The following is a 24,834-nucleotide window of genomic DNA, read 5'->3' as shown; positions in this document are numbered from 1 at the left end:
TGGTTAATTCTGTAAAAATGCGTTGATGTCGGCGGCTTTTTGCTGAATATTCACAACGCCATTCAGGTGGCCGTACTGGCCTTTTAATTCATCATAAACGCTTTGCTTCTTATTGGTTAACAGCGCTTCGTGAGCCGCCTCGGCCATATAAGGCATCAGGAGTAAGTCGTTTTCGGCAGGCAAAAATAATGTTTTGGCTTTCACTGCCTGCATGCTGGCTGTTAACGAGTTGCCATGCCCGGCTAAAAACAACTGGCAGGCCCGCACTAAATATAGCAAATGATTTGCATCCATTAACGCAGCGCGGCTGTGGGCACGTTCACTGAGCCAGTTAACAATGCTGTGTGACTGGCGAATATCGTTGAGCGGGCCCGTTTCCAGCGGCTGATAACCGAGCGTTTCGCCCTGCAGATTAAAAAAGTCCGGGTGCAGCGCTTGTTGGGTAATGAGCATCAGCGAGGCCGCCAGTCCCTCCAGTGGTGGCTGGCTGTGATAGTAGTTGCCGTTTTGCCAGTTGGGATCCAGGCGGATGGGGATGGCCCACTGCTCCAGGGCGGCGGTGGTCCAGGCATCGCTTTTACCCGCGCCAATCACCGATATCATACGTGGTACCCAATCCGGGTAGCTGGCCGCCCACTCAAGCGCCTGCATAGACCCCATGGAGGCACCAACGACTGCGTGCAGTTTGGTAATCCCGAGGCTCTCCAGTACTGCTTTTTGTACGTTAACGAAGTCCTTTATGGTGACCACCGGAAAATCCAATCCATAGGGCTTGCCGGTATCCGGATTAATACTCGCCGGACCGGTGGTGATCACATTGGGATCATTGGCGCCTAAATTCGCCAGGCTATCCACGCTGATGACAAAGTACTTATTGGTATCAATGGCCTTGCCTGGACCTATAATGGCATCCCAGTACCCGGGCGCTGCATCATCGGGGTGATACTTTCCGGCGGCATGAGAATTGGCCGAGAAATAATGCGTGATTAAAATCACATTGTCTTTGGTCTGGCTCAGTTCACCGTAACTTTCCCAGCCAACCTGTAACGATTTAATGGTGCGCCCGCCAACCGTGGTGTAAACCGGCATACTAAAGCGTTGCTTGGTCGTCAGCAGTGGCGCCGGGCTATCGTTGTTCGCTGCGATGCCCGGTAACGTCCACAGCAACACCCAGCATAATGCTAAAATCCGTGTCATGGTCACTCCTTAAAAAACACTAAACAGGGCAATGGCCATTGCCAGGCCAATCAGCGGCACCACCACAGTGAGCGCGGCCACGGAGCCATAGGCCGCCTTATGGGTCTCGTGACAAATGGCTCTGATGGTGGTCACAACGTACCCATTATGGGGTAAAGAGTCCAGTGCGCCGGACGAAATTGCCACAATACGATGGAGTTCTTCCGGCTCAACGCCGCGGTCGATATAGTGTTGGCCAATGAGCGGCAGTACAATGACCTGCCCGCCGGAGGCCGAGCCGGTTAAGCCAGCAATCACACTAACCGCGACCGCCGCGCCAATTAATTCATTGCCGGGTAAATTGGCCATAACTTCGACCGTGGTTTGAAACGCTTCAGTATTTTTGGCAATGGAGCCAAACCCCACCACCGCGGCAGTATTACCAATCGCCACTAACGCGCCGGTGGTTCCACTGTTAATGGCTTTTGCCAAATCGTGAAAATACTGAAAGTTAATCACCAGCAAGGTTAATACACCGGCTGACAGCGCCACAATCAGGGCCAGTTGTGACAAAGAATCGTGCAGTAAAAAGCTTACTACCAGCACCACGACCAACGGAATTAAGCCGGTCAGCGGGTGAGGGAGATCGCGAACCGGCACTTGTGGGTCGGCGTCGCGCGCTTCAAAATGCTCACCATTGGCAATGGCTTTGCCGATCATACGTTTTAGCCACCAGTAGCCAAAGCTGGCCATAAATATCGCCACCACCAGACTGACTTCCCAGCCGGCAAAAGGGGAGGTGCCTAAATACTTAATGGGGATCCAGTTCTGGATTTCCGGCGAACCGGCGGAGGTCATGGTAAACGTCACTGAGCCAAAGGCCATGGTGGCCGGAATAAAGCGGCGCGGCAGATTGGCATCTTTAAACAGACTCAGTGCCATGGGGTAGACCGAAAACGCCACCACAAAGAGGCTCACGCCGCCATAGGTAAGAATGGCGCAGGCCAGCACTACGGCCACGACAGCATGTTTAAATCCGAGTTTGCCCACAATCCAGCGTGCCACGGCATCAGCCGCGCCAGAGTCTTCCATGAGTTTGCCAAAAATGGCGCCCAGCAGGAACATAAAAAACCAGGAGGCAATGAAGCCTGAAAAGCCATCCATATAGCTTGCGACAAAATTTATATCGCCGGTAAAGACCGGAATTTCATTGGTGAGTGCGACCAGCAAAGCACACAACGGCGCGGCAATGAACAGATTCATCCCCCGAATTGTGAGAACAATAAGCAGTCCCAGTCCACCAACCAGACCAAGTAAACTCAACATAACGTTACTTCCTTTGATTGAAATCTGTGACCGCAGATCTTCAGAAGTGTTGCAAAGTGTGAACTGCAAACTCAATTCTGCCCATAGTACGATGGTACTAGTTACGAAAATGTTAAAAAACTCTACAGTTACTTCGACCGCACCCTTCAGCAACACGAAACTGATTAAATAAAAAAGGGACACCCTATTATGAAACACACAATCGGCAATACAATTAAGTTTTCACGTAACCTGTGTGCAACCGCTGTAACCCTTGCTTGTATAGGCGCACAGCCGGTTCTGGCGCAAGACTCTGACGCAGAAACAGAGCGCGGTACGCTGGAAAAAATTGAAGTCACTGCCCGTAAAACCGTTGAAAGTTTGCAGGAAGTGCCCGTGGCAATCACGTCGCTGGGCGCCGTTGAACTAGGCAATAAAGGCATCAGTGTTTTAACAGAAGTGCAACAATTCTCGCCGAATACCACGTTGCAGACCAGTCGTGGTACCAACTCCACCTTAACGGCGTTTATCCGTGGTTTGGGCCAACAGGATCCACTCTGGGGATACGAGCCGGGTGTGGGGATTTACGTTGATGATGTGTACATTGCCCGCCCGCAAGGCGCAGTACTGGACCTGCTGGACGTGCAACGCATAGAAGTTCTGCGCGGACCTCAGGGCACGCTTTACGGTAAAAACACCATTGGTGGTGCGGTAAAATATGTCACCAAAGACATGACCGGCGACCCGACCTTTAATTTAGAGGGTACGGTGGGTAACTATGGCAGGAAAGACGTCAAGGCAACCGGTCAGTACCCGTTAATCGAGGATAAAGTTTACCTTGGATTTGGCTACGCCAACCTTAACCGTGACGGTTACGGTGAATTTTTACAAAGCGCGCTGGACGGACAGAATCGCGAAAACTACAACAAAGATCTGTGGGCCGCGCGGTTAACCCTGGAAGCGCACATTACCGATGATTTGTTCTTCCGTCTGGGCTGGGATAAAACCGAAGATACCTCTAATGCCAAAGGGGGCTATCGTTTGTTACCCAGTCTGGTAACCGACGCACCGGTGCCAGACTCGGTGTACGATTCTTACACCAGCTTACCAACCTGGAACAAAGTTGAGCTGGAAGGCTACAGCTGGTTATTGCGTTATGATGTTTCCGATGCGCTGGAGCTTAAATATATTGGTTCGCATCGTGAAGGGTATTCACCGACTAACATCGACTTTGATAACACGGCGCTGGATATTTTTGATGTGCCGGCCATTTACGAAGATGAAAATGACACCCACGAGCTACAAGCCAATTTACTGGGTGACAATTATACCTTTGTGAGCGGGTTGTACTATTACGATGGCACCTCTTGTGGTCAGTTCGAAGCCATTCTTGGTTTACTTGGGCGCAGTGCATTTGCCACGCCTGGCCTGACTCGTGAAGTCGCCGGCTGCAACAATAGTGAAAGCTGGGCGGTGTACGGTCAGTTAAACTACGATATTACCGATCAGCTCTCGGTCTCTGTGGGCGCCCGGTACACTGACGAAGAAAAGCAGGCGACGGTTTTTAACGGCCTGGTGTTTGACAATGTCTACCCTGAGACAGGCTGGGTCCCCGGCTACGTTCGTCCCGACGGTCAGTTAGTGCCACAGGTGTTAGGTAGCGACTCCGATGGTGATGGCGTGCTTGATGCGCCAGCGGTACAGGATTGGTCGCGCTTCACACCGCGGATCGGGATAGAGTATCAAATGACAGCGGATACCATGTTCTTTGCCAGCTATTCACAAGGCTTTAAATCGGGTACCTTCAACCCGCGCGCTACCACGAACGAGCCGGGGGTTAACCCAGAAGTGGTTGATTCTTACGAAATTGGTATGAAGAGCGATGTAACTCGTAACTTCCGCGCTAACGTCACCTTGTTTAGTTACGATCATAAAGATCGTCAGTATATTGGTATTGAAGGCGGTAGTGATGACCCCACGGCTTTGGAGCAGCGTTTACGTAATGCTGCGCAAACCGCGGCAACCGGTGCTGAAGTGGAGCTGACTTATGTGGCGACCGACAACCTGACGTTGTCAGCAGCTTATGGTTTTATCGACTTTGAAATTAAAGAGAACGACGCTGTACCACCCCTTATTGGGCTGGCCAGCACACCTGAAAATACCCTGAACCTGGCCGCAAGTTACGCGCTTGATACTGACATGGGCTATTTTAACTTTAACGCCAACTACTATTACCGCGATGACTACCTGCTGTTTGAAACCAGCGATCTGATTGAGCAGGATGCCTACGGCATGGTCAATGTCAGCGTTAACTGGGAAAGCATTGAAGGCGACTGGTATGCCGGCCTGCATGCCAAAAACCTCACCGATGAGGAGTACCTGGTGGGTGGTTACGACTTTGTCACCCGAAACGAAGACGGTAGCTACGGGCCGGGACTGGGCGGCGATACCACATTGATTGGTTATTACGGCGACCCGATGACTATTGCACTGACAGTCGGTTATCGGTTCTAAACACCGGCTTGTCTTGCTATATAAAACGGCCGGCCTTTGCTGGCCGTTTTGTGTTTAACTGCCTGATTTTAGGTTACACTTAAAGTAGCAAATGCATCACCACAAATGAGATGAGACCCCTGTGGAAAGCCGTATTTTAATTGCCGACGATCATCCATTATTTCGCGCTGCTATGCGTCAGGCTCTGGTGGATATTGTTGGCAATAACATTACCGAAGTTGCCTCTTTTTCAGAGGCTTACAGTGCAATTGAAGCTGATGAGTCGCTGGATCTGGTGTTTCTTGACTTGAATATGCCGGGCAATGAAGGGCTGACAGGGTTAACCACGCTTCGCACCCAGTTTCCCAGCGTGCTGGTGGTGATTGTTTCTGCTGAAGAGGATCCGCTCTTAATCCGCAAGGCGATTAATCTGGGCGCCAGTGGTTATATTCCTAAATCAACACCACTGGCCGGCATTGCTGCTGCCGTTAATCAGGTGTTGGATGGCGAGCAATGGCTGCCCGAAAATCTTAACGAAGCAGTCGAGGGGCTCGACAATCATCAGGATAAAGTGTTTGCTGACCGGCTCGCTCAGCTCACACCGCACCAGTTTAAGGTGCTTAAAATGATGGCTGATGGCATGCTTAACAAGCAAATTGCCTACGAACTGGATATTTCTGAATCCACCGTAAAACAGCATGTCTCTGCGGTATTACGAAAATTAGACGTGATCAACCGTACTAAGGCCGGTGTGTTGTTTAAGCAAATGATGAATACAGACGATTCATAGTACAGGCTGCGCGTAAATCAGGATGTGGCGGCCAGCTTATGTTGTTTAATCAGCCGCTTTAACGCAGCAGGCTTAAGAGGCTTTGGTAAATACAGCAGTCCTGCTTCGCGGGCTTCATCACGAACACCGTCATTACGATTAGCCGTGTTGAGTATGCCCGGTACGTTGGTGTGCCAGTGAGCGCGCAGCGTATTGACCACGTTTATACCGGTTTCACCGTGGTCCAGGTGGTAATCAACCAGCATAAAGTCAGGCACCGTAGTATGACGCAGTGCATCATCGAGGTTTTTGGCCAGCATAACCTGAGCGCCCCAGTCGCAAAGCAGGGTGAGGATTGCTGCACTGATTTGCTCGTCATTTTCAATCACCATAACATGCTTATTGGCCAGCAACCGGGAGGCTTCATTATTGTTGTCGCTGACATCCGGTGCCAGGCGTTGCATGGGTTGATTGGAACGCTCAACCTCGACGCTAAACAAGGTGCCTTTACCCGTTTGCGAGGTCACCTCAACCGGGTGCACTAACAATTGGCTTATCCGTTCTACGATGGTTAATCCCAGACCGAGCCCCTGATTTTGCCGGTCGTCGAGTTGGCGAAACTCGTTAAAAATTTCTCGTAACTGATGGGCTGGAATACCCGGCCCGGTATCGATGACTACTATTTTAACCGCGTGTTTGGCGCATCGGCGAACGCCAATTAAGACCCGGCCTGTATCGGTATAGCGTACCGCGTTGGAGATCAGGTTTTGAATTACCCGCCGCAGCAGTTTGGGATCTGAATACACAACAAGGCGGGTGGGAACGTAACGCAATACGACCGACTTTTGCTCACCAATTACACGAAACTCGTTAACAAGCCCGGCAAGCATATCATCCAATGGGAAATGAGCCTTCTGCACAGCCAGGCGGCCTGACTCCAGACGAGTCATATCAAGCAAGGAACTTAATAATGCTTCCGCACTGTTTAATGAATGCAACAACCCTTCGCTCAGTGACTGCAGCTCCGAGCCTGAAGTTTTTTGCACCAGCATCGAAGCAAACAAGGTGGCGGCGTTAAACGGCTGCATTAAATCGTGCCCGGCGGCGGCTAAAAACTTAGTCTTACTTTCGTTTGCTTTATCGGCATCTTGTTTGGCCATTTCCAGCTGTTTGGTGCGGTGCGCGACTCTGGCTTCAAGTTCGGTTTTAGCGTGTTCGAGCTCTTCCTGAATGCGTATGTATTCAGTAATATCACTGTAGGTTGTGACAAATCCACCGCCGGGCAGAGGGCTGCCGTTTAACTCTATTACCCGTCCGTCGGCTTGTTTTCGCACGTATTTATATTTACTGCCTGCCGCCATGTATTGCACGCGCTTATCGATTTCTTTTTGCATGTCACCGGCGTCTCCGAGCAGGCCGCGCTGCGCGTTGTACAGCAAAATGTCTTTAATCGGGATACCCACCTGAATAAACCCCTGCGGGTAATTAAACAGCTCCAGGTAGCGTTCGTTCCAGGCCAGCATCGCGAGGTTTTGATCCAGCACCACAATACCTTGCTGAATATGCTGTACCGAAGACATCAGCACTTCATGGTTAAACTGAAAGCTCTGTGATGCCTCTTCTACCCAGTGCACTAAATGAGACAGTTCGCTGCGGGTCGAGTCGGCGATGGCGGTTAACAACAGGCGGGCACTGGGATGACCTATTTGCGCGGCCATGAGCTTTTCGACCCGGCTTAACAGCCCCTGACTGGCATATCTGTGGGCGCCGCTGGCGACGCCCGCCGACGACAGCTGGCTGGCTAGGGCCTGATGGGATGATGGCTCCAGAACACGTTCGGTAAGAGTGAGCAAATCGCTGATCTCAATCACCAGTTCGGGTTCATCCGGGCGGGGAGAAAGGGAGTCTGGCTGCGCTTTTTTACTCATCACCGACGTTGGCAAGAGTAACGCCACGGCAACGTAGACAGCAAAGTTTATCATCAGGCTTAGCACATAGCTTTGCGCGAGCATTTCGTCAGTGGGAATAGGACTAAAGTAATAGCTCGACAACAGGCTCGGATAGAGCATCCAAACAACCCACCCGGTAAAACCGGCCAACATGCCACAAATTGCCGCGGTTTTGCTGCGTTTGCGCCAATACAGGCTGAGCATCATCGCCGGCAGCATTTGCGATAACAGCGCCATAGCAATAATGCCGCTTTTAACCAGCGGTGCTGACTGACTGATATTGACGTGGTACCAAAATGCCACCGAGAGGACGATTAACACCGTGATGCGACGGATATTCAACAGCTGACTGGCGTGCATGGCGTGTTGCGACTGTTGTTTCAGTTTTAACTTAAACCACAGTGGGGTAACAAGGTTGTTGGCAATCATTATACCCAGTGCCAGTGTTGCCACGATAATCATGCTGGTGGTGGCAGAGAGCCCGCCGATAAACGCGATAACGCTTATTGCGGTATTATTTTGTTGTAGCGGTATGGCCAGGACCAGCGAGTCAGATTGCGCGGTGGATGGCTCCAGCAATAAACTGCCGGCCAGGGCAATCGGCAGTACAAAGGCAGTCATCCCCAGCAAGTACAGCGGAAACAGCCAGCGGGCGGTGGCTAATTCACCGGCCCCGTTACTTTCCACAAAATTCATATGAAACTGACGCGGTAAAATAAACATCGCGCAAATGCCCAGCAGGATATGACTAAAAAATACACTCCAGCTTTTGTCGGCATAAAGAATATCGCGCCCTGCCTGATGTTGCGCCGCCTGGGCGACCAGATCAAAGACACCATCAAACAAAATATAACACACATAGATACCCACAATGCTCAGTCCCACCAGTTTGATTACCGATTCGAAGGCAATGGTGGCCAGTAAGCCCGGGTGTTTATCGGTCAGGCTTAAGGTTTGGGTACCAAATAGAATGGCAAACAAGGCCATGAGCGCGGCTACGTACAAACCTACGGTACCTGAGCCACTGCTGGCGTCGGCTGTCAGTAGATTAATACTTTCGGTAATGGCGTCGAGTTGTAGCGCAATGTAGGGCACCACGCCAACAAAACATAAGACAGTAATCATGGCGGCCAGCGTATTGGAGCGGCCGTAGCGCAGACTGATAAAGTCAGCCAGTGAACTCACGCTATTTTGCTGGCAAATGCGACTAATTTTAACCAGCACCGGAAAGGCGAACAGCATAACCAGGGTAATACCGATGTAGGTTGGAAACACCGGCCAGCCATAGTGGGTGGCCTGGGTGGTGGTACCGAAAAATGCCCAGGACGTGCAGTGCACGCCAAGACCCAAACTGTACAGTACCGGGTGCTGCTGATTTTTATCTATTTTTTTATCGCCCCAAAAGGCCAGTGCAAATAATCCGGCAAGATAAACCAGAACGATTGCACTAACACTCCAAATACTCAGCATTAGCCCACAATACCCACAAATTCGATGCGCTTAAAGTTAGCATAAAACCCCAGGCAACAATAATCGTTGATTGGCGACCATAAAAAAATTGTGGTTACCCTTGAAGGCGCTCAAACCACCCCCATTACTAGCCTCAATGTGAATAACGACCCAATTTAACTTGTGGAGGAAAGCATGGGCGAGCCACGCGACGTGCAAACAGAAAATAATGAAGCCCCTGAGGGCCAAACCGACAGCCAGGCAGTTGAAGCTGAACAGGTTGAAGTTGAAACTGTAGAGGGTGAGATCGTCGACGACAATGCCGTAGAAGGTGAGGTTGTGGATGAAAGCGCCGAGAGAATAGCCGAGCTCGAAAAAGCCCTGGCCGCTGCTGAGGCGACAGTAAACGAACAGCAGGACTCAGTATTACGGGCCCGCGCTGATGCCGATAATGCGCGCCGCCGCGCCGATGCTGAGGTTGAAAAGGCGCGTAAATTCGCCTTAGAGCGGTTTGCCGGTGAACTGCTTCCGGTAATTGACAACCTTGAGCGCGGTTTACAAATGGCCGATGCGGAAAACGACGCGATCAAGCCAATGATTGAAGGGGTAGAAATGACCCTGAAATCTTTTGTCAGCACAATTGAAAAATTCGGAATGGTCCCTATTGATCCGCAAGGCGAGGCATTTAATCCGGAATTGCATCAGGCAATGTCAATGCAGGAAAGTGCTGACCATGAGCCCAACACGGTAATGGCAGTTATGCAAAAAGGATACGAGCTTAACGGACGTTTGTTGCGTCCGGCCATGGTAATGGTATCAAGAGCGCCAAGCAGCGGTGTTGATACACAAGCATAAAAAGATATTTTTTACGACAGCTATTGAAAACGGTGGGAAATAACCCCACTAATTTTGCAAGATTAGAGAATTATACGGAGACACGTAATGGGTAGAATCATTGGTATCGACTTAGGTACAACGAATTCATGTGTCGCAGTTTTAGACGGCGACAAACCGCGGGTAATTGAGAACGCGGAAGGCGATCGCACAACGCCATCAATTATCGCTTACACAAACGACGGTGAAACACTGGTTGGTCAGTCGGCTAAACGCCAGGCGGTAACCAATCCGGAAAACACACTTTTCGCAATTAAGCGTTTAATCGGTCGTCGTTTTGAAGACAAAGAAGTACAGCGCGACATCGACATCATGCCATTTAAGATTGCCAAGGCAGACAACGGTGATGCATGGGTAGAAGTGAAGGGCGACAAAATTGCGCCGCCGCAAATTTCTGCCGAAGTGCTGAAAAAGATGAAGAAAACCGCAGAAGATTACTTAGGCGAAAAAGTAACCGGCGCTGTTATTACAGTTCCTGCTTACTTCAACGACAACCAGCGTCAGGCAACTAAAGATGCCGGACGTATTGCTGGCCTCGAAGTGAAGCGTATTATCAACGAGCCAACAGCTGCCGCGCTTGCATACGGTATGGACAAGAAGTCTGGCGACAACGTGATTGCAGTGTACGACTTAGGTGGTGGTACGTTTGATATCTCAATCATTGAGATTGATGAAGTGGATGGTGAGCACACCTTCGAAGTACTGGCGACCAACGGTGACACGCACTTAGGTGGTGAAGACTTTGACAACCGTATCATTACGTATCTGGTAGATGAGTTCCATAAAGATCAGGGCATCAACCTGCGTAAAGATCCGCTGGCCATGCAACGCTTAAAAGAAGCGGGCGAAAAAGCCAAGATTGAATTGTCTTCTTCACAGCAAACAGAAGTGAACCTGCCTTACATCACTGCTGATGGGTCAGGTCCTAAGCACTTGGCGATTAAAGTAACTCGCGCCAAGTTGGAATCGCTGGTAGAAGACATGGTGAAGGAGACTCTTGAGCCAGTGAAAAAAGCGCTGGCCGATGCCGACCTGTCGGTGTCTGACGTTAACGATATCATTCTGGTGGGCGGTCAAACGCGTATGCCACTGGTGCAAAAATACGTTACAGAGTTCTTCGGTAAAGAGCCGCGTAAAGACGTCAACCCTGACGAAGCAGTTGCTGTGGGCGCGGCTATCCAGGGCGGTGTATTGTCGGGTGATGTGAAAGACGTATTGTTACTTGACGTGACGCCATTATCACTGGGTATCGAAACCATGGGCGGCGTAATGACCGCACTGATTGAGAAGAACACCACGATTCCTACCAAGAAATCGCAAACCTTCTCAACAGCAGAAGATAACCAGTCTGCGGTAACCGTGCACGTACTGCAAGGTGAGCGTAAACAGGCGCAGGGCAACAAGTCACTGGGTCAGTTTAACTTAGAAGGAATTCGTCCGGCGGCGCGCGGTGTACCGCAAATCGAAGTCACCTTCGACATCGATGCTGACGGTATCTTGCATGTGTCTGCCAAAGACAAAGACACCGGCAAAGAGCAGAAGATCACCATTCAGGCGTCTTCTGGTCTGAGCGAGGATGAAATTGAGAAAATGGTTGCCGATGCCGAGGCCAACAAAGAGTCTGATAAGAAATTTGAAGAGCTTATTCAAACCCGCAACCAGGCTGATGGCATGATTCACGCGACGCGCAAGCAGCTTGAAGAAGTGGGCGATGCGCTGAGCGCGGAAGACAAAGCGCCAATCGAAGAAGCTTTGAGCGCGCTGGAAACTGCTGCTAAAGGTGAAGACAAGGCTGAAATCGAAGCGAAGACTCAGGCGCTTATCGAAGCCTCTTCCAAACTGATGGAAGCAGCACAAGCGCAGCAAGCTGCAGCTGGTGGTGCAGACGCTGGTGATGCCGGCGCAAGCAAAGGCAAGCCTGATGATGACGTTGTTGACGCTGAATTTGAAGAAGTGAAAGACGACGACAAAAAATAAGTAACGAGACTGTCGGCAGGGTCTGCTCTGCCGGTCAGCGTTACCTATCAGGCGCAGCAGGTAATGCCTTGTTGCGCCTTTTTATGTAATAACGATGAATAAAGTAAGCAATGCGAAAAATGTAAGCGTTGCGTTTAACGGGTAGGAATAGCGAGCGATATGTCGAAACGAGATTACTACGAAGTGCTTGGCGTAGACAAAAGTGCCGGTGAGCGCGAAATTAAAAAAGCATACAAAAAACTGGCTATGAAATACCACCCTGACCGTACGCAGGGCGATAAAGATCTGGAAGTGAAGTTTAAGGAAATTCAGGAAGCCTATGAAGTGCTGACGAATGACCAAAAACGGGCTGCTTACGATCAATATGGTCATGCCGGCGTTGATCCAAATCGCGGTGGTGCCGGCTTTGGTGGCGGTAGTGCTGACTTTGGTGACATCTTTGGTGACGTCTTCGGTGACATCTTTGGTGGTGGTCGCGGGCGACAGTCCCGGGCACGTCAGGGCGCTGATTTGCGCTACAACCTGGAAATGTCGCTGGAAGAAGCGGTACGTGGTAAAGACGTTGAAATTCGCGTCCCCACACTGGTGGCGTGCGATGGCTGTCATGGCTCTGGTGCCAAGAAAGGTTCAAGTCCGAAAACCTGTCCAACTTGTCATGGCCAGGGTCAGGTGCAAATGCGCCAGGGTTTTTTTGCGGTTCAGCAAACGTGCCCGACGTGTTCTGGTCGCGGCAAGATTATCAGCGATCCCTGTAATGAATGTCATGGGCAGGGCCGCACCGAGCAAACCAAAACCTTATCGGTTAAAGTGCCGGCAGGCGTTGATACCGGCGATCGTATTCGCTTAAGCGGCGAAGGTGAAGCCGGTGAAAATGGCGCGCCAGCAGGCGATTTGTACGTGCAGGTGCATGTGCGTGATCACGATATCTTCACTCGTGACGGTAACAACCTGTATTGTGAAGTGCCTTTAAGCTTTACCACGGCGGCGCTCGGCGGTGAACTGCAGGTGCCTACCTTAGACGGTAAAGTAAAGCTGAAAGTGAACCCTGAAACCCAGACAGGACGTATGTTCCGTTTACGGGGTAAAGGGGTAAAATCAGTGCGTAGTGGTGCGGTCGGCGACTTAATGTGTAAAGTCGTTGTGGAAACGCCAGTGAACCTGTCGTCGAAACAAAAAGACTTACTGCGTGAACTGGACGAATCGATGGGCAAAGGCACCGATGCGGCCAAGCACCGTCCCAAGGAGCAGGGCTTTTTTGACGGCGTTAAGAAGTTCTTTGACGACCTGACGAACTAGTCATTTAGCTTGTAATTATAAGTATTTAACGGATCAACACTTGTTGATCCGTTTTTTTTTGTTCAAGATAAAAGCTGCAAACAAAAAAAGGTTTAACAACCAACAGGCAATTTACACAAACCAAACCGGAGAACAGGAAATGAAAACAGTAAAGGTACTTACAGCAGCGATGATCGCGCTGGGGCTATCGACGGTAACCCATGCTGCTTCTGTGGCGACATCAGAAAAACAGGCTGAAGCTGCCGTGGAATATCGTCAGTCGTTGTATCAACTGGTCAAAAGTAATGCATCACCGATGTTTGGTATGGCCAAAGGGGCGTTACCCTATGATGCCGCAGTGATGAAGACCAACGCCACCCGGTTAGAGCAATTGGCTGATATGATGGCAGATTACCTGCTGGTGGATACCACCCAGTTTGATGTCAGCACCGATGCGTTACCTGCGTTGTTTACCAACGAAGCCGATGTATTGGCAAAGATTGCGGATTTTAAACAAGCGGCCAGTGGTATAAAGGCCGCCGCTATGTCGGGTGATGAAAGCCGTTATAAAAATGCAATTGGAGCCTTGGGGGGCTCGTGTAAATCATGTCATGATGATTACAAAGACTAACCTTGTCAGATACTTTAATGCAGCCCGGCATTGACCGGGCTTTTTTGTGCCCCCGGTTCTCATCAAAAATTTCAATCGTTAAACGTCAGTACAGTGGCAACGTCACAACGCTCCCGAAATAGATAATTGTATTTATATCAGTAAGATATGTTTGTTTTGTGGCATGGCTACCGATGAAGCCAATCTGGCTTCTTTCGCATCATTTTCAGGTTAGCTAAATAGTTGTATTTTAAACAATCTTACCTAAGCTTATGGGAGTAAGTATGGGTTTTATTGTTTAGTAAGCATCAATGGTGATGGTTTATGGAAGACCAGAGTTTTAACCGGCCGAATGCATTGGCCAAATTATCAGGATTCAACTTTCGCACAATCGCCGGGCAGGCAACGCAAATCTCAGGATGTTGCGGCATTGCAGTGATTGGGCTCGACACTGCGTATCGCGCTGACAACGTGATGTTTTATCAGCTCAATGGCAAGGCGATACCGGTTGAAAGTGTAGAGCTTGAAATACCGGACTATGATTACCTTAGTTTGGCAACTATGGAAGTGAGTAAATTAGTCTTCGATGGAAATGCTTTGCATAATAATTTCCACTGCATTGCTAAACAGCTTTATATACCCGATGGATTACCGGTTGCTTGCATTGTGATGATGTGTGAGCAGAGTTCGAAGCTTTCGACCTTATGTGAACCTGCTCTTGAGATTGCCTGTCAGCGTATATCGCTGGTTATCGAAAAAGCCCAGGATCATGCCTGTCCTGTTATCAGCACCAACGCCCTGCTTAATCAAAAGCTGGAACTACTCAACGAAATAGGCTCTATCTCTAAAACCGGCGGTTGGGAAGTTGACCTGGCGAGCGGTGCGCTCACCTGGACTGATGAAATGTTTCTGCTTTACGGTCTGCCCATTGGTGCACCCATAGACTTAGAAGCCTCGTTATCTTATTTTGCGCCGGAGACCAAAGCCGATATACGCGCAGGCGTTAACAACGTTATTATCGCGGGCGGAGAGTATTGTCTTGAGGGGGCTCTAAATCGCGCTGATGGCAGCACAATCCGGGTGAAAGCAACCTGCAAACCCCGTTACGCGGGAAACAAGGTTACCCATATTTACGGCGCATTGGAGGATGTTACTGAACAATACCGGTTACTTGAAACCGAGTACAATCATGCTGCCTACCTGACTGCTATTCTTGATAATTTAAATGACGCTGTGGTGACTATCGACACCAATGGCATTATCATTACCGCAAACAGCACAATGTCGACAATCTTTGGTTTCGAAGCTGATGAGATAGTGGGTGAAAATGTCAGCATTTTAATGCCTGAGCCTTACGCGAAATATCATGATGAGTTTATTGCACATTATCTGGAAACTGGCCGCGCAAAAATAATTGGTGTGGGTCGCGAGTTACCGGGATTGCACAAATCAGGGCGGGTATTTCCCATTGAATTGTCTCTCTCTGAGGTTATTCAGGATGGTCAGCGTCAGTTTATTGGTATTGTAAAAGATATCACTGAGCGCAAGAAAGCCATGGAAGAAATTTACCATGCGGCATATTTTGACGCGCTGACCGCATTACCTAATATGCGCTCATTTGAGATTGATTTGGCAAAAGTGCTCAAACAAGCCTCGTCGCACTTTAAGGTACTGGATATATATTGTTGCCTTATAGACATGGATAATTTTACGCAGTACAACCTGAGTTTTGGTAAGAATGTGGGCGATAAAATTTTGCTGACTATCGCCGAGCGCTTAACCAATGTGGTTTCCCAGGGGCTAAAGGTGTACAGGGGCATTGGTGATAACTTTTTAATTTTGTCTACGGCTCCCATCGGTAGCGACCAGCAAAGTCACGATAACATCAACATGCTGGAGTATGCGTTAAACAAAGCAATCAAGGAACCTGTTGTCACCGCTGACTTAAGTCACGCTGTGACTGCGGCAATATCTTCCTGTCGCCTGGAGGCGTCAAAAGCCAGCTACGAAAAAATTAACGGGATATTGTCGTTTGCCAATAAACGCGCTAAAAAACAAGGTGTTGGGAGTCTTTTGACACTGGATAAAAGTGCGTTTGAAGACTATAACCGGTACAATACGATAAGTCATTCCTTTCAAAATGCCCTGCAGAACGATGAGTTTTATTTAATGCTGCAACCCCAGTTAGATGCGCAAAATCGTGTTGTTGGGTCAGAAGCTCTGATCCGCTGGGAGCACCCTGAACTGGGCTTTATCAGCCCGGCTGAGTTTATTCCGATTGCCGAAGAAAGCGATGCCATTATCGATATTAGTAACTGGGTATTGAATGATGTCTGTCGCCTGATAAAACGATGCCGGGAGCTCAACCAGTCAACTCGTATTGCGGTAAATATCAGTGGTCGCCATATTGTACGTGCTGATTTTCCTGATACCTTGCAAAAACTGGTCGGGGATTGGCAGGTGGCACCCCAGGACTTAATGCTTGAAATTACCGAAACTACGCTGGTCTCCAGTATTGATTTGGTTCGTGAACGGATGGAAGAGCTGGGTCAGCTGGGCTTTTCATTTTCGATTGATGACTTTGGTACCGGCTATTCAAGTTTGAGTTACCTTAAAGAACTTCCCATTTCAGAGCTTAAAATTGACCGCTACTTTGTGGACGAAATTACTTACAAAGACGACGATGTGCCTATCGTCAATTCGATTATCGATTTAGCCCAGGCGCTAAAGGTAAGCAATGTGGCAGAGGGCATCGAAAACGACTTTCAACGTGATTATCTGTTAAGCCGGGGCTGTCAGTTTTTTCAGGGGTACTATTTTTCCAGACCATTACCCGAAAAGGCCTGGCTGGACTACATTCACGGAAGCGTTCTGGCACCACGTCAGCACGTCTGAAAGAACAAAAATTAACAATATTGTCGACATCTAAGCCCAAGGTCGTATGCGCAATTAACGCATTTTCGATTACTGTAATGTGATGCTGAAGTTTTCATAGTAGCTTTCAGCGCTCAACATTACGTGTAGGAAATGAATATTTATGTCATACCGATCAGAATATCAGCGTTCTATTGAACAGCCCGCCCGGTTTTGGGCGGAGCAAGCCAACGCGCTTCCCTGGTATAAATTCCCGCAAGACATACTCACGCAGGATAACGAGGGCAATTATCATTGGTTTGAAGATGGTGAAATGAATACCGCTTACATGGCGGTTGATTATCATGTCGACAATGGCCGTGGCAACCAGCCTGCTATTATTTATGATTCTCCGGTCACTAATGCCAAATCAGTATTAACCTATAAACAGTTGCAGCAACAGGTCGCGCTTTTTGCGGGTGTATTAAAAGCCCGCGGAGTTACTAAAGGCGATCGGGTTGTTGTGTATATGCCGATGATCAATGAAGCTGTTATCGCAATGCTGGCGGTGGCTCGCCTCGGTGCTATTCACTCGGTTGTGTTCGGTGGCTTCGCACCCCACGAGTTGGCGGTCAGAATCGAAGATGCTGCGCCGAAAGTGATTGTCACAGCGTCTTGTGGTATCGAGGTTGCAAAAGTCATTGAGTACAAACCCTTAGTTGACGAGGCCATTGCGTTATCTGCGCACAAACCTGATTGCTGTATCGTACTGCAACGACCACAGGCCAGAGCAGAGATGCACTCCACCATTGATGTAGACTGGACTACCGCCATGGCTGACGCCAGGCCCGCAGGGTGTGTTGCAGTAAAAGGTACTGACCCACTGTATATCCTTTATACGTCGGGCACTACCGGCAAACCCAAAGGGGTAGTGCGGGAAAATGGCGGTCATGCGGTTGCATTAAAATATTCCATGTCGGCGGTTTACAATATGCAGCCTGGTGATGTGTTCTGGGCGGCTTCTGATGTGGGCTGGGTGGTGGGGCACTCTTATATTGTATACGGGCCGCTATTGCATGGTTGTACAACCGTCATATACGAAGGTAAGCCGGTACGCACGCCGGATGCCGGTGCGTTTTGGCGGATGGTAGAAGAATACAAGGTTAAAGCGTTGTTTGCTGCGCCAACCGCATTTCGGGCAATCCGTAAAGAAGATCCACAGGCCAGCGAGCTGAATAAATACGATATCTCATCGCTCAGCACCATTTTTATGGCCGGCGAACGGCTCGATCCGCCGACCTATTTATGGACCGCCGAAAAGACCGCCAAGTCCATTGTGGATCATTGGTGGCAAACTGAAACGGGCTGGGCAATTTGCGCTAATCCGATGGGAATAGAGGAAATGCCGGCAAAACCGGGGTCGTCGACCTTCCCGACCCCCGGTTTCAACGTAAAAATACTTGATCCCCGCGGCAATGAATTACCGCCCGGCCATCAGGGGGCAGTAGCGATAAAATTACCTATGCCGCCGGGTTGCCTGGCCACCATATGGGGCGACTTTGAGCGTTTTAAGTCTGGTTATCTGAAAGACTTTCCGGGTTATTACTGCTCAGGGGATGGTGGCTATATAGATGATGATGGCTATGTTTACATTATGGGGCGTACAGACGATGTCATTAACGTCGCTGGCCATCGCTTATCAACCGGTGAAATGGAAGAGATTATCGCGGCTCATGATGCTATCGCCGAGTGCACTGTTATTGGTGTTCATTGTCCGCTGAAAGGGCAGACTCCGGTAGGGTTGGTATTATTAAAAGACGGTGTCGCGATAGACGAAGACACATTGCAGGCAGAACTGATTGCCATGGTGCGCAAAGAAATTGGCCCGATTGCCTGTTTTAACCGTGCTGTGGTGGTTCCCCGGCTACCCAAAACCCGCTCGGGAAAAATTTTACGTAAACTGCTCAGGCAAATTGCAGCCAATCAGGAAGTGGCAGTGCCATCGACCATTGATGATCCTGGCAGTGTGGCCGAAATTGAGGCGATTATGCAGGCGCAGGGATTGGTAAACGACATTGCCACTGAGACGCAATAAACCATTTACCTGACAAGTTTCAACATCTAAAACGGCCTTTATCGTTCTTCTGGGGCCTGTTTTTTTGCGCCGGCTTTGTCCGGCTTTTTTTTGACAGCCGCGTGACCGCAACGCATTATGCACATTTTATCACTGTCAGAATAAGAGAATTAGTATGTTGTCGTCGGTGACCGTTCCAATAAGCCAGCTCCTGGCGGATTATTTTACTGAAATGAGCTTAATGCTTATGGCCACGCTGTTAGTCGTATACGGCGATATCATTAACCGCCAGTTCAAACGAAGCTTAAGCGGATTGCATTTTATTATACGCAGCAGCCTGTTTGTTTTACTTTGCGCCTTCGGGTACGGCGCCCTGACGCTCTATGGTGCGCCGCTGTTACATCATATGTTTAACTTTATTGCTTACGAGTACCGGGGTGTAGCGTATATTGCTGCGTTTATAGGGCTGGGCATTGCTGCTGAGCGAAGACGTTATATTTAGTTACTGGCATCTGCCGGAAGAGCCTTTGAAAGTGTATCAAGCCGTTTAATAGTGAGTACCAACGCAAGCGTATGGACAGGGGAAACTCCTGATGATTCAGATCCATTGGCAATCTGCTTGCCGGGGGCGGTAAAAGGTTTCTTCCTTGACTGCGTCAGATTTCTTTCAAATTATGATTACACTGCGAGCAACGCGGTGTAACTATTTAGTGCCAGATGAACGGCGCTGAAAAATTCCCAAATATAGTTAACTTTGCTAGTGTTAATTTTGGTTTTCGAGCCAAACTAAAATAACATCAAAACGAGTTAGCTTGCATAAAGTGATTACTGTTTTATAGCAAGTAATAGGGAAGTAAAATGACAACAAAAAGTAAAATTCAGGGTTTGAGTATCATTGCAACGAGCATGATGTGTTTTGCACAAAGCGCTTACGCACAGGATCTAACGGCAATTACCCAACTACCGGTTATCACCGACGACTGCGGTGAAACTTCATGCGTCGACCGACGCGCACTGAGTCGCGAAGAGACCCTCGCCATTTTATCAGTTGCAACAACTGCAGAGCAAAGCGCAGCGGCTGTTATGTCAGGCAAAAGCAGCGCTGGCGGTAAAAGCGGTAAAAAGGCAGGCAAGGGAATTGCCATGGGCCATAAAGATAATTCAACTCAGGTGGTATATCTAAACTTCGAGCAGTCATCGCCGACGTTTGAGGCAATAACCTTCACCCCGGGAGTTCCTCAAACTTTTACCAGTTATGAGTATTCACAAGCTGAACGCGATGCAATTCAGGCAAACATTGAAAGTCGCTATGAAGGTTTCAACATTAGTTTTACTCAAACTCAGCCCACCGAAGGTGAATATTCAACACTCAATTTTGAGTGTCAGGATGAGGACGGTATCTGTATTGATTTTGGTGGTGGCATTTTGTTTGGGCGAGCTCAGTCCATTGATGTTAGAAACGAAATTCGTAACGACAGCGCCTTTGTTGATGCTGGTCTTTGGCAAGTGTTGGTTGAGCTGGATCCTAGTGGCGCATTTTTCTCGCAGCTTTCGGGCGTGCCTGTTATCGACGGTGATGTAGCGGGAGCGCTGTCGTTTGCTATTGTTAACCAGGCTTCAAATACCGGTGCGCACGAACTCGGCCATAATCTCGGCCTGCGTCATCACGATAGCTTTGGTGCCCCCGGTGACGGCGTAACACCCGGTACAGGTGATTTTTTCCCAGTGTTTGACGGTCCGTTAGCAGCGCTCGAATCTTTTGACCACACCATGGCATCAGGTGCAAGTGTTGGTACCGGATTAGGCGACAGTACCCTTGATTTACGCTTTTTCTCTGAGCGTTCTGCGCTAAAACTGGCAACTAACCAACGTGCGCGTATCGTTCAGGAAGAAGCGGTGTCCGGCGGTAACAAGAAAGTGAAGTTGAATAAAGTCCTGGCGCCAAACACCCTGGTGACCGGCGACAATGCCGATGGCAAATTGGAACTGCTTGAAGCGCGGGTTGCCGGGCGTATCGATGTTGCAAACGAAGTTGATAGTTACGTATTTAAAGCCAAAGCAGGCCAGTTTTTGAGCGCTGAGTTCTTTGGCTTCGATACGCTCACGGCTGAACAGGTCGAGTTGGCTGATTCTGTTATTGGTGCGGTTGAACTGTATTATCAGGAAGCCGATGGTTCCCTCACATTCGTACAGAGAAACTTCCAGAACTTTGAAGGGTTTGATGCCTACATGGTTGATGCGCCGTTAGAAAAAGACGGAACCTATGTAATGCAGGTTTCATCGCCGGATATTTTGTTAATACCCAGTGCAGGCGTGATCTCGTTGGACGCCAATGGCTTAGGTGAATTGCGCACCGGTAATTACGAAGTAAGTATGTATATTACCAATGGGAAACCAGGTAACGGCGTGCCAGCGGTGCCCGGTCCTAAGGGGTAGTTTGTCCAATTATTGCCCCGATCAGTAATACTGTTCGGGGTTTTCTCCCTGTTTTACTCCGCAGGTGTGGCCGGACCCCAGGATTCCTCGCGGCTACATGCGAAGCGTTCATTTTGCCAAAATTGCCGAGAATCGTTTCGTTTCTGTACTAAATCATTTCAATGAAAGTGGCTTCAATCATGCGTGAATTCTGGTCGATATTTGTTGTTGCCGGAGAGTTTTACAGATGATGCCTGCAAGGCATGATTAGCAGCGAGATCTGGAAAGAAGAATTCAGGCCTCTGGTTTGCGAATATCTGATGTTGTAATTTTTTCTCTGATATTCAACCAGATTTTACCAAGGTGGTTTTCGCCTCGCTGGTCACGACCAATGCCCCAAAAATAGTCGTATTGTGAACTTTCGATAATTAATGGCGTTTCAATTGCCAGTAAGGCTTCCCTGACTTCTTCGTACATTTGTACTTTGGTGTACAGGGCACGCGTCATAAGAACAGGTGCCAGCTTTTTGTAGTCGGTTACTTTGCGGCGGTACCAGGGAGCGGCAAACGCAACAGCTTGTTCGCCGCTCGTCATTTGCTCCACTTTTTTTGCCTGCGCCGGTGAGCGTAATAGTCTGGCCTGCACGTAATGCTCGCAGGTCGTCCAGTTTTGATCCTCCAGAACAATTGGATGCTGACTACAACTGGAAAGCGGGTTATCCATATCGAATCGAGAAAAACGGTAGGCGTTTTCCATCTGTGTATTATGTTGAAACAATCACTCTCTCCTTATTGTACAAACTGCGTTGGGTGCAGCGTTACGGCTATACTACTGACTTTTCGGATGGGCACAATCACAGACTATGGGAAAGCTATTGCGTACTGGGTAATAATCGGCCATCTATTCTTTGGGAGATAGCATCACCGCGTAATATTGACCGTTATCTTTAAATACTCGCATTAAGCCACCGTTGAGGTATTGAGAGGTATCTTCGCCAAAGGCTAGCTGGGACAAGGTGGAATCCAAACTGTCTAATGAGTCAGATTGTAACGCTATTGCGCAAATCTCATTATTACAAACCGCTTGTTGATCCAAAATGTGCACTTGTTCTGTCAGTGCGTTGTGCAAAGCCCTGTTCAACGCATTTTCACCGGATATTGTACTCTCATATTTGGCAGAAAAATCAATATTATCAATAATTTCTTTCATGCTATTGATGTCGATCGATTCAAGGTAGTCAAAATTGAGTGCCTGTTTATCACCTTGTTTGATAAACAGAGAGCGTTGATTGGTTTGTTCTGCAACATCCGGCCCGGCCGGTTTATTTTCCGCTGACAAAGGCTGACTTTCGTCACGTTTAATTTGTGCAGTTTCATTCAGGCTGTTTTGTGTTTGATGGTTTTGGCCTTCCGCAATGTTTTTTATTCCGGGCGACATATCATTACCTTGCGTTTGAACAGGGGCAGTTACCGGAGATTGTTTATTGTAAAAGAAATTATCGCTGGCGTATAAAACGATATTCGCAGCAAGTAAAATAACAATTAATGTCATTAAGGCTGTTGAAAGTTTCATCATTAAGTCCTTGTATGTGAAATACACTTTCTGAATTCTGCGCTACCGTTAAGTAAAAAAGCGTTGAAACCACCTTAGAATAAATTATCGGCGCAGGGATGCGGCGTTTCCATGCATCATCGTTTTAACTATGCGCTGCAGTGCTACTGTTTTCAACTGTTTATATTTTTAACTGCTCTATCTTCTACTGCTTAGGTCGTCAACGGCGTGTGGATTCAAGGCGGTATAAGTTGCCGTTGACGACGCAGCTTTCAACACTATCCGAAGTCGCCCGGGCAACACATAAAATCAGTAGTACATATCAGCATCCACTGCCGGTGCAGGCGGCGCAATTTCTATTGCATAATACATCAGGCTGATAACTGCGATGATCAGAATGAGTGCCAGCAATAGTCTCGAAGATGAAATGCCTGGCTCAGCAGTAGGCTTTTTACCATGCAGCATAGCGGCTATCAGTAGCTGCTTTTTATAGCGAACATAAAACACTACGGCGGCAACATGCAGCGCAATGGCCGCGAGCAGAACGTTAAAGGCAGTGTGGTGAATGGCATTCATGGTGTCGCGGGTGGCGTCTGATACAGCGTCATAGTAAGGGCCGTTATTAATAATATCGTCACCGATAAATAAGCCGCTGATCCCCTGCAATGCTACCAGGCCCAGCAATACCATTACCATCCAGCCACCCATTGGGTTGTGGCCGGCATGTTCAGGTGAGTGTCGGCTGGGAAGTGTTTTTGCATATGTTAAAACAGTCCCCGGGCCATGCAAAAACTGACTAAAACGGGCATAGGTTGGGCCGGCAAATCCCCACATTAAGCGAAAAAAAATCAGCCCCAGTGTGAAATAGCCAATTTTAAAATGCCAGTCTATGGCATCGAACACCTCAGCCGTTAAATACTGCGCGAGTATGCAGGCCACCAGTAACCAGTGGAACAGGCGGGTGGGAATATCCCAGATTAGTCGTTTTTCCATGTTGGATGTTCCTTAAAAAACGCGTTCAGACCTGATGATAAAGACTACCGAATAAGGTAACCCATGGCATTGAGCGCAGGCAAGCGACGAAGTACCGTTACTTGCGGGTTTTCATCTGCACTGCTATCAGGCACAATTCGCCATTATTAATAGTCATTATGCCCGGATTGCTGTTGCTACAGTCAACCAAGGGTGTCGAGAATAAGCAAGCAGGTTAGCGATGAAAGTAGGTCTTTTTGGTGCCAATGGCCGTATGGGGCGTGTATTAATTGAAGCGCTCAATGAAAATAATGATGCAACCTTAAGTGTGGCCACGGTTCGTGATGACTCGCCACTGGTGGGCATTGATGTCGGTGAACTGGCCGGAATTGGTAAGCTTGGGACGCCTTGCTCCGGGTTATCATTGATCAGCCCTGATGAGGTTGATGTGATGATTGACTTTACCTTGCCCGCTGCATTTGAAAGTAATCTTGCCTGGTGTGTGGCCCATAACAAGCCGGTGGTAATTGGCACTACCGGTTTGTCAGCACAGCAGCTTGACTCTCTGGCCGCGGCCGCAGAGAAAATCCCCGTGGTGTTTGCTGCCAACTATAGCGTGGGGGTAAACCTGATGCTTTCATTAGTAAAACAAGCCGCCAGAGCCCTGGGCAAAACCGCTGATATAGAGATACTCGAAGCCCATCACCGCTTTAAGCAGGATGCGCCATCGGGCACAGCCATGGCCATAGGCGAAGCCATTGCCGGTGAGTTAGGCCGCGATTTATCTGAGTGCGCCGTATATGGCCGGGAAGGCAAAACGCCGCCACGGGATCACAACACCATTGGCTTTGCGACGGTGCGAGCCGGTGATGTGGTAGGAGAGCATACCGCGCTGTTTGCCGACATTGGTGAACGTTTGGAAATTACCCATAAGGCCTCCAGCCGTCTCACCTTTGCCCGCGGTGCTGTTCATGCTGCCATATGGTTGTCAGGCCGGGGCGCGGGGCAGTATGGTATGCACGATGTGCTGTCTTTAGAGCACTAATTAGCATTTTAAAATTTGTGCTTTAAA

Annotated in this window: 17 protein-coding genes; 11 read left to right on the top strand and 6 right to left on the bottom strand. The window is 48.9% G+C overall.

The window, feature by feature from the left end; all coding sequences use genetic code 11:
- Positions 1 to 3 precede the first annotated feature (3 nt).
- Together OIK42_RS13220 and OIK42_RS13215 are read right to left on the bottom strand one after the other, a co-directional pair.
- Positions 4 to 1,197: an E22 family MetX-like putative esterase gene (locus OIK42_RS13220; RefSeq protein ID WP_273641185.1), complete on the bottom strand. Its 1,194-nt coding sequence runs from the start codon at positions 1,195 to 1,197 to the stop codon at positions 4 to 6.
- A 9-nt stretch (positions 1,198 to 1,206) separates the two neighbouring features.
- Entirely contained in the window at positions 1,207 to 2,502 is a 1,296-nt protein-coding gene (locus OIK42_RS13215) for a GntP family permease (RefSeq protein WP_273641184.1), read from the bottom strand.
- A 189-nt stretch (positions 2,503 to 2,691) separates the two neighbouring features.
- On the opposite strand from OIK42_RS13215, the gene OIK42_RS13210 reads away from it, so the two are divergent.
- Both OIK42_RS13210 and OIK42_RS13205 read left to right on the top strand, forming a co-directional pair.
- Entirely contained in the window at positions 2,692 to 4,995 is a 2,304-nt protein-coding gene (locus tag OIK42_RS13210) for a TonB-dependent receptor (protein ID WP_273641183.1), read from the top strand.
- A gap of 121 nt (positions 4,996 to 5,116) precedes the next feature.
- A complete protein-coding gene (locus OIK42_RS13205) occupies positions 5,117 to 5,764 on the top strand; it encodes a response regulator (protein WP_273641182.1) in 648 nt (215 codons plus the stop codon).
- A gap of 17 nt (positions 5,765 to 5,781) precedes the next feature.
- On the opposite strand, the gene OIK42_RS13200 is transcribed toward OIK42_RS13205, so the two are convergent.
- A complete protein-coding gene (locus OIK42_RS13200; protein WP_273641181.1) occupies positions 5,782 to 9,162 on the bottom strand; it encodes a PAS domain-containing hybrid sensor histidine kinase/response regulator in 3,381 nt (1,126 codons plus the stop codon).
- A 174-nt stretch (positions 9,163 to 9,336) separates the two neighbouring features.
- Between OIK42_RS13200 and grpE the strand changes: the two genes are divergently transcribed.
- The 8 genes from grpE (at position 9,337) to OIK42_RS13160 (ending at position 21,260) form a co-directional block, all read left to right on the top strand.
- On the top strand, positions 9,337 to 9,996 hold the full coding sequence (grpE, locus tag OIK42_RS13195; protein WP_273641180.1) for a nucleotide exchange factor GrpE: 660 nt from the start codon (positions 9,337 to 9,339) through the stop codon (positions 9,994 to 9,996).
- An 87-nt stretch (positions 9,997 to 10,083) separates the two neighbouring features.
- Positions 10,084 to 12,012, top strand: a complete 1,929-nt coding sequence (gene dnaK, locus OIK42_RS13190) for a molecular chaperone DnaK (protein WP_273641178.1) — start codon at positions 10,084 to 10,086, stop codon at positions 12,010 to 12,012.
- Between the two features lie 159 nt (positions 12,013 to 12,171).
- Positions 12,172 to 13,308: a molecular chaperone DnaJ gene (gene dnaJ / locus OIK42_RS13185; protein ID WP_273641177.1), complete on the top strand. Its 1,137-nt coding sequence runs from the start codon at positions 12,172 to 12,174 to the stop codon at positions 13,306 to 13,308.
- A gap of 139 nt (positions 13,309 to 13,447) precedes the next feature.
- Positions 13,448 to 13,918: a c-type cytochrome gene (locus OIK42_RS13180; protein WP_273641175.1), complete on the top strand. Its 471-nt coding sequence runs from the start codon at positions 13,448 to 13,450 to the stop codon at positions 13,916 to 13,918.
- 303 nt (positions 13,919 to 14,221) lie between these two features.
- Positions 14,222 to 16,792: a putative bifunctional diguanylate cyclase/phosphodiesterase gene (locus OIK42_RS13175; protein WP_273641173.1), complete on the top strand. Its 2,571-nt coding sequence runs from the start codon at positions 14,222 to 14,224 to the stop codon at positions 16,790 to 16,792.
- Positions 16,793 to 16,934: 142 nt separating this feature from the next.
- Entirely contained in the window at positions 16,935 to 18,845 is a 1,911-nt protein-coding gene (locus OIK42_RS13170; RefSeq protein WP_273641171.1) for an acetate--CoA ligase, read from the top strand.
- Between the two features lie 154 nt (positions 18,846 to 18,999).
- Positions 19,000 to 19,326 carry a DUF3392 family protein gene (locus OIK42_RS13165; RefSeq protein WP_273641169.1) on the top strand — a complete coding sequence of 109 codons (327 nt, stop codon included), beginning with the start codon at positions 19,000 to 19,002 and terminating at the stop codon, positions 19,324 to 19,326.
- A 356-nt stretch (positions 19,327 to 19,682) separates the two neighbouring features.
- Positions 19,683 to 21,260 carry a zinc metalloprotease gene (locus tag OIK42_RS13160; RefSeq protein WP_273641168.1) on the top strand — a complete coding sequence of 526 codons (1,578 nt, stop codon included), beginning with the start codon at positions 19,683 to 19,685 and terminating at the stop codon, positions 21,258 to 21,260.
- A gap of 273 nt (positions 21,261 to 21,533) precedes the next feature.
- On the opposite strand, the gene OIK42_RS13155 is transcribed toward OIK42_RS13160, so the two are convergent.
- The 3 genes from OIK42_RS13155 to OIK42_RS13145 all read right to left on the bottom strand — a co-directional run bounded on the left by OIK42_RS13155 (position 21,534) and on the right by OIK42_RS13145 (position 23,783).
- The gene (locus tag OIK42_RS13155) at positions 21,534 to 22,016 is read right to left on the bottom strand and encodes an NADAR family protein (protein ID WP_273641166.1); all 483 of its coding nucleotides are present in this window, start codon (positions 22,014 to 22,016) and stop codon (positions 21,534 to 21,536) included.
- A gap of 123 nt (positions 22,017 to 22,139) precedes the next feature.
- Positions 22,140 to 22,814: a hypothetical protein gene (locus tag OIK42_RS13150; RefSeq protein WP_273641164.1), complete on the bottom strand. Its 675-nt coding sequence runs from the start codon at positions 22,812 to 22,814 to the stop codon at positions 22,140 to 22,142.
- 285 nt (positions 22,815 to 23,099) lie between these two features.
- Positions 23,100 to 23,783 (bottom strand): cytochrome b/b6 domain-containing protein, encoded by a 684-nt coding sequence (locus tag OIK42_RS13145; protein ID WP_273641163.1) that lies wholly within the window; start codon positions 23,781 to 23,783, stop codon positions 23,100 to 23,102.
- A 220-nt stretch (positions 23,784 to 24,003) separates the two neighbouring features.
- Here OIK42_RS13145 and dapB point away from each other — a divergent pair, with 220 nt between their 5' ends.
- Complete coding sequence (gene dapB, locus OIK42_RS13140) at positions 24,004 to 24,807, top strand: 4-hydroxy-tetrahydrodipicolinate reductase (protein WP_273641161.1); 804 nt, start codon at positions 24,004 to 24,006, stop codon at positions 24,805 to 24,807.
- Positions 24,808 to 24,834: the final 27 nt, after the last annotated feature.

Origin of the sequence: Alteromonas gilva (genome assembly GCF_028595265.1) — a bacterium.
GTDB classification, from domain to species: domain Bacteria; phylum Pseudomonadota; class Gammaproteobacteria; order Enterobacterales; family Alteromonadaceae; genus Alteromonas; species Alteromonas gilva.
This window is presented reverse-complemented; position numbering and strand designations above follow the sequence as displayed.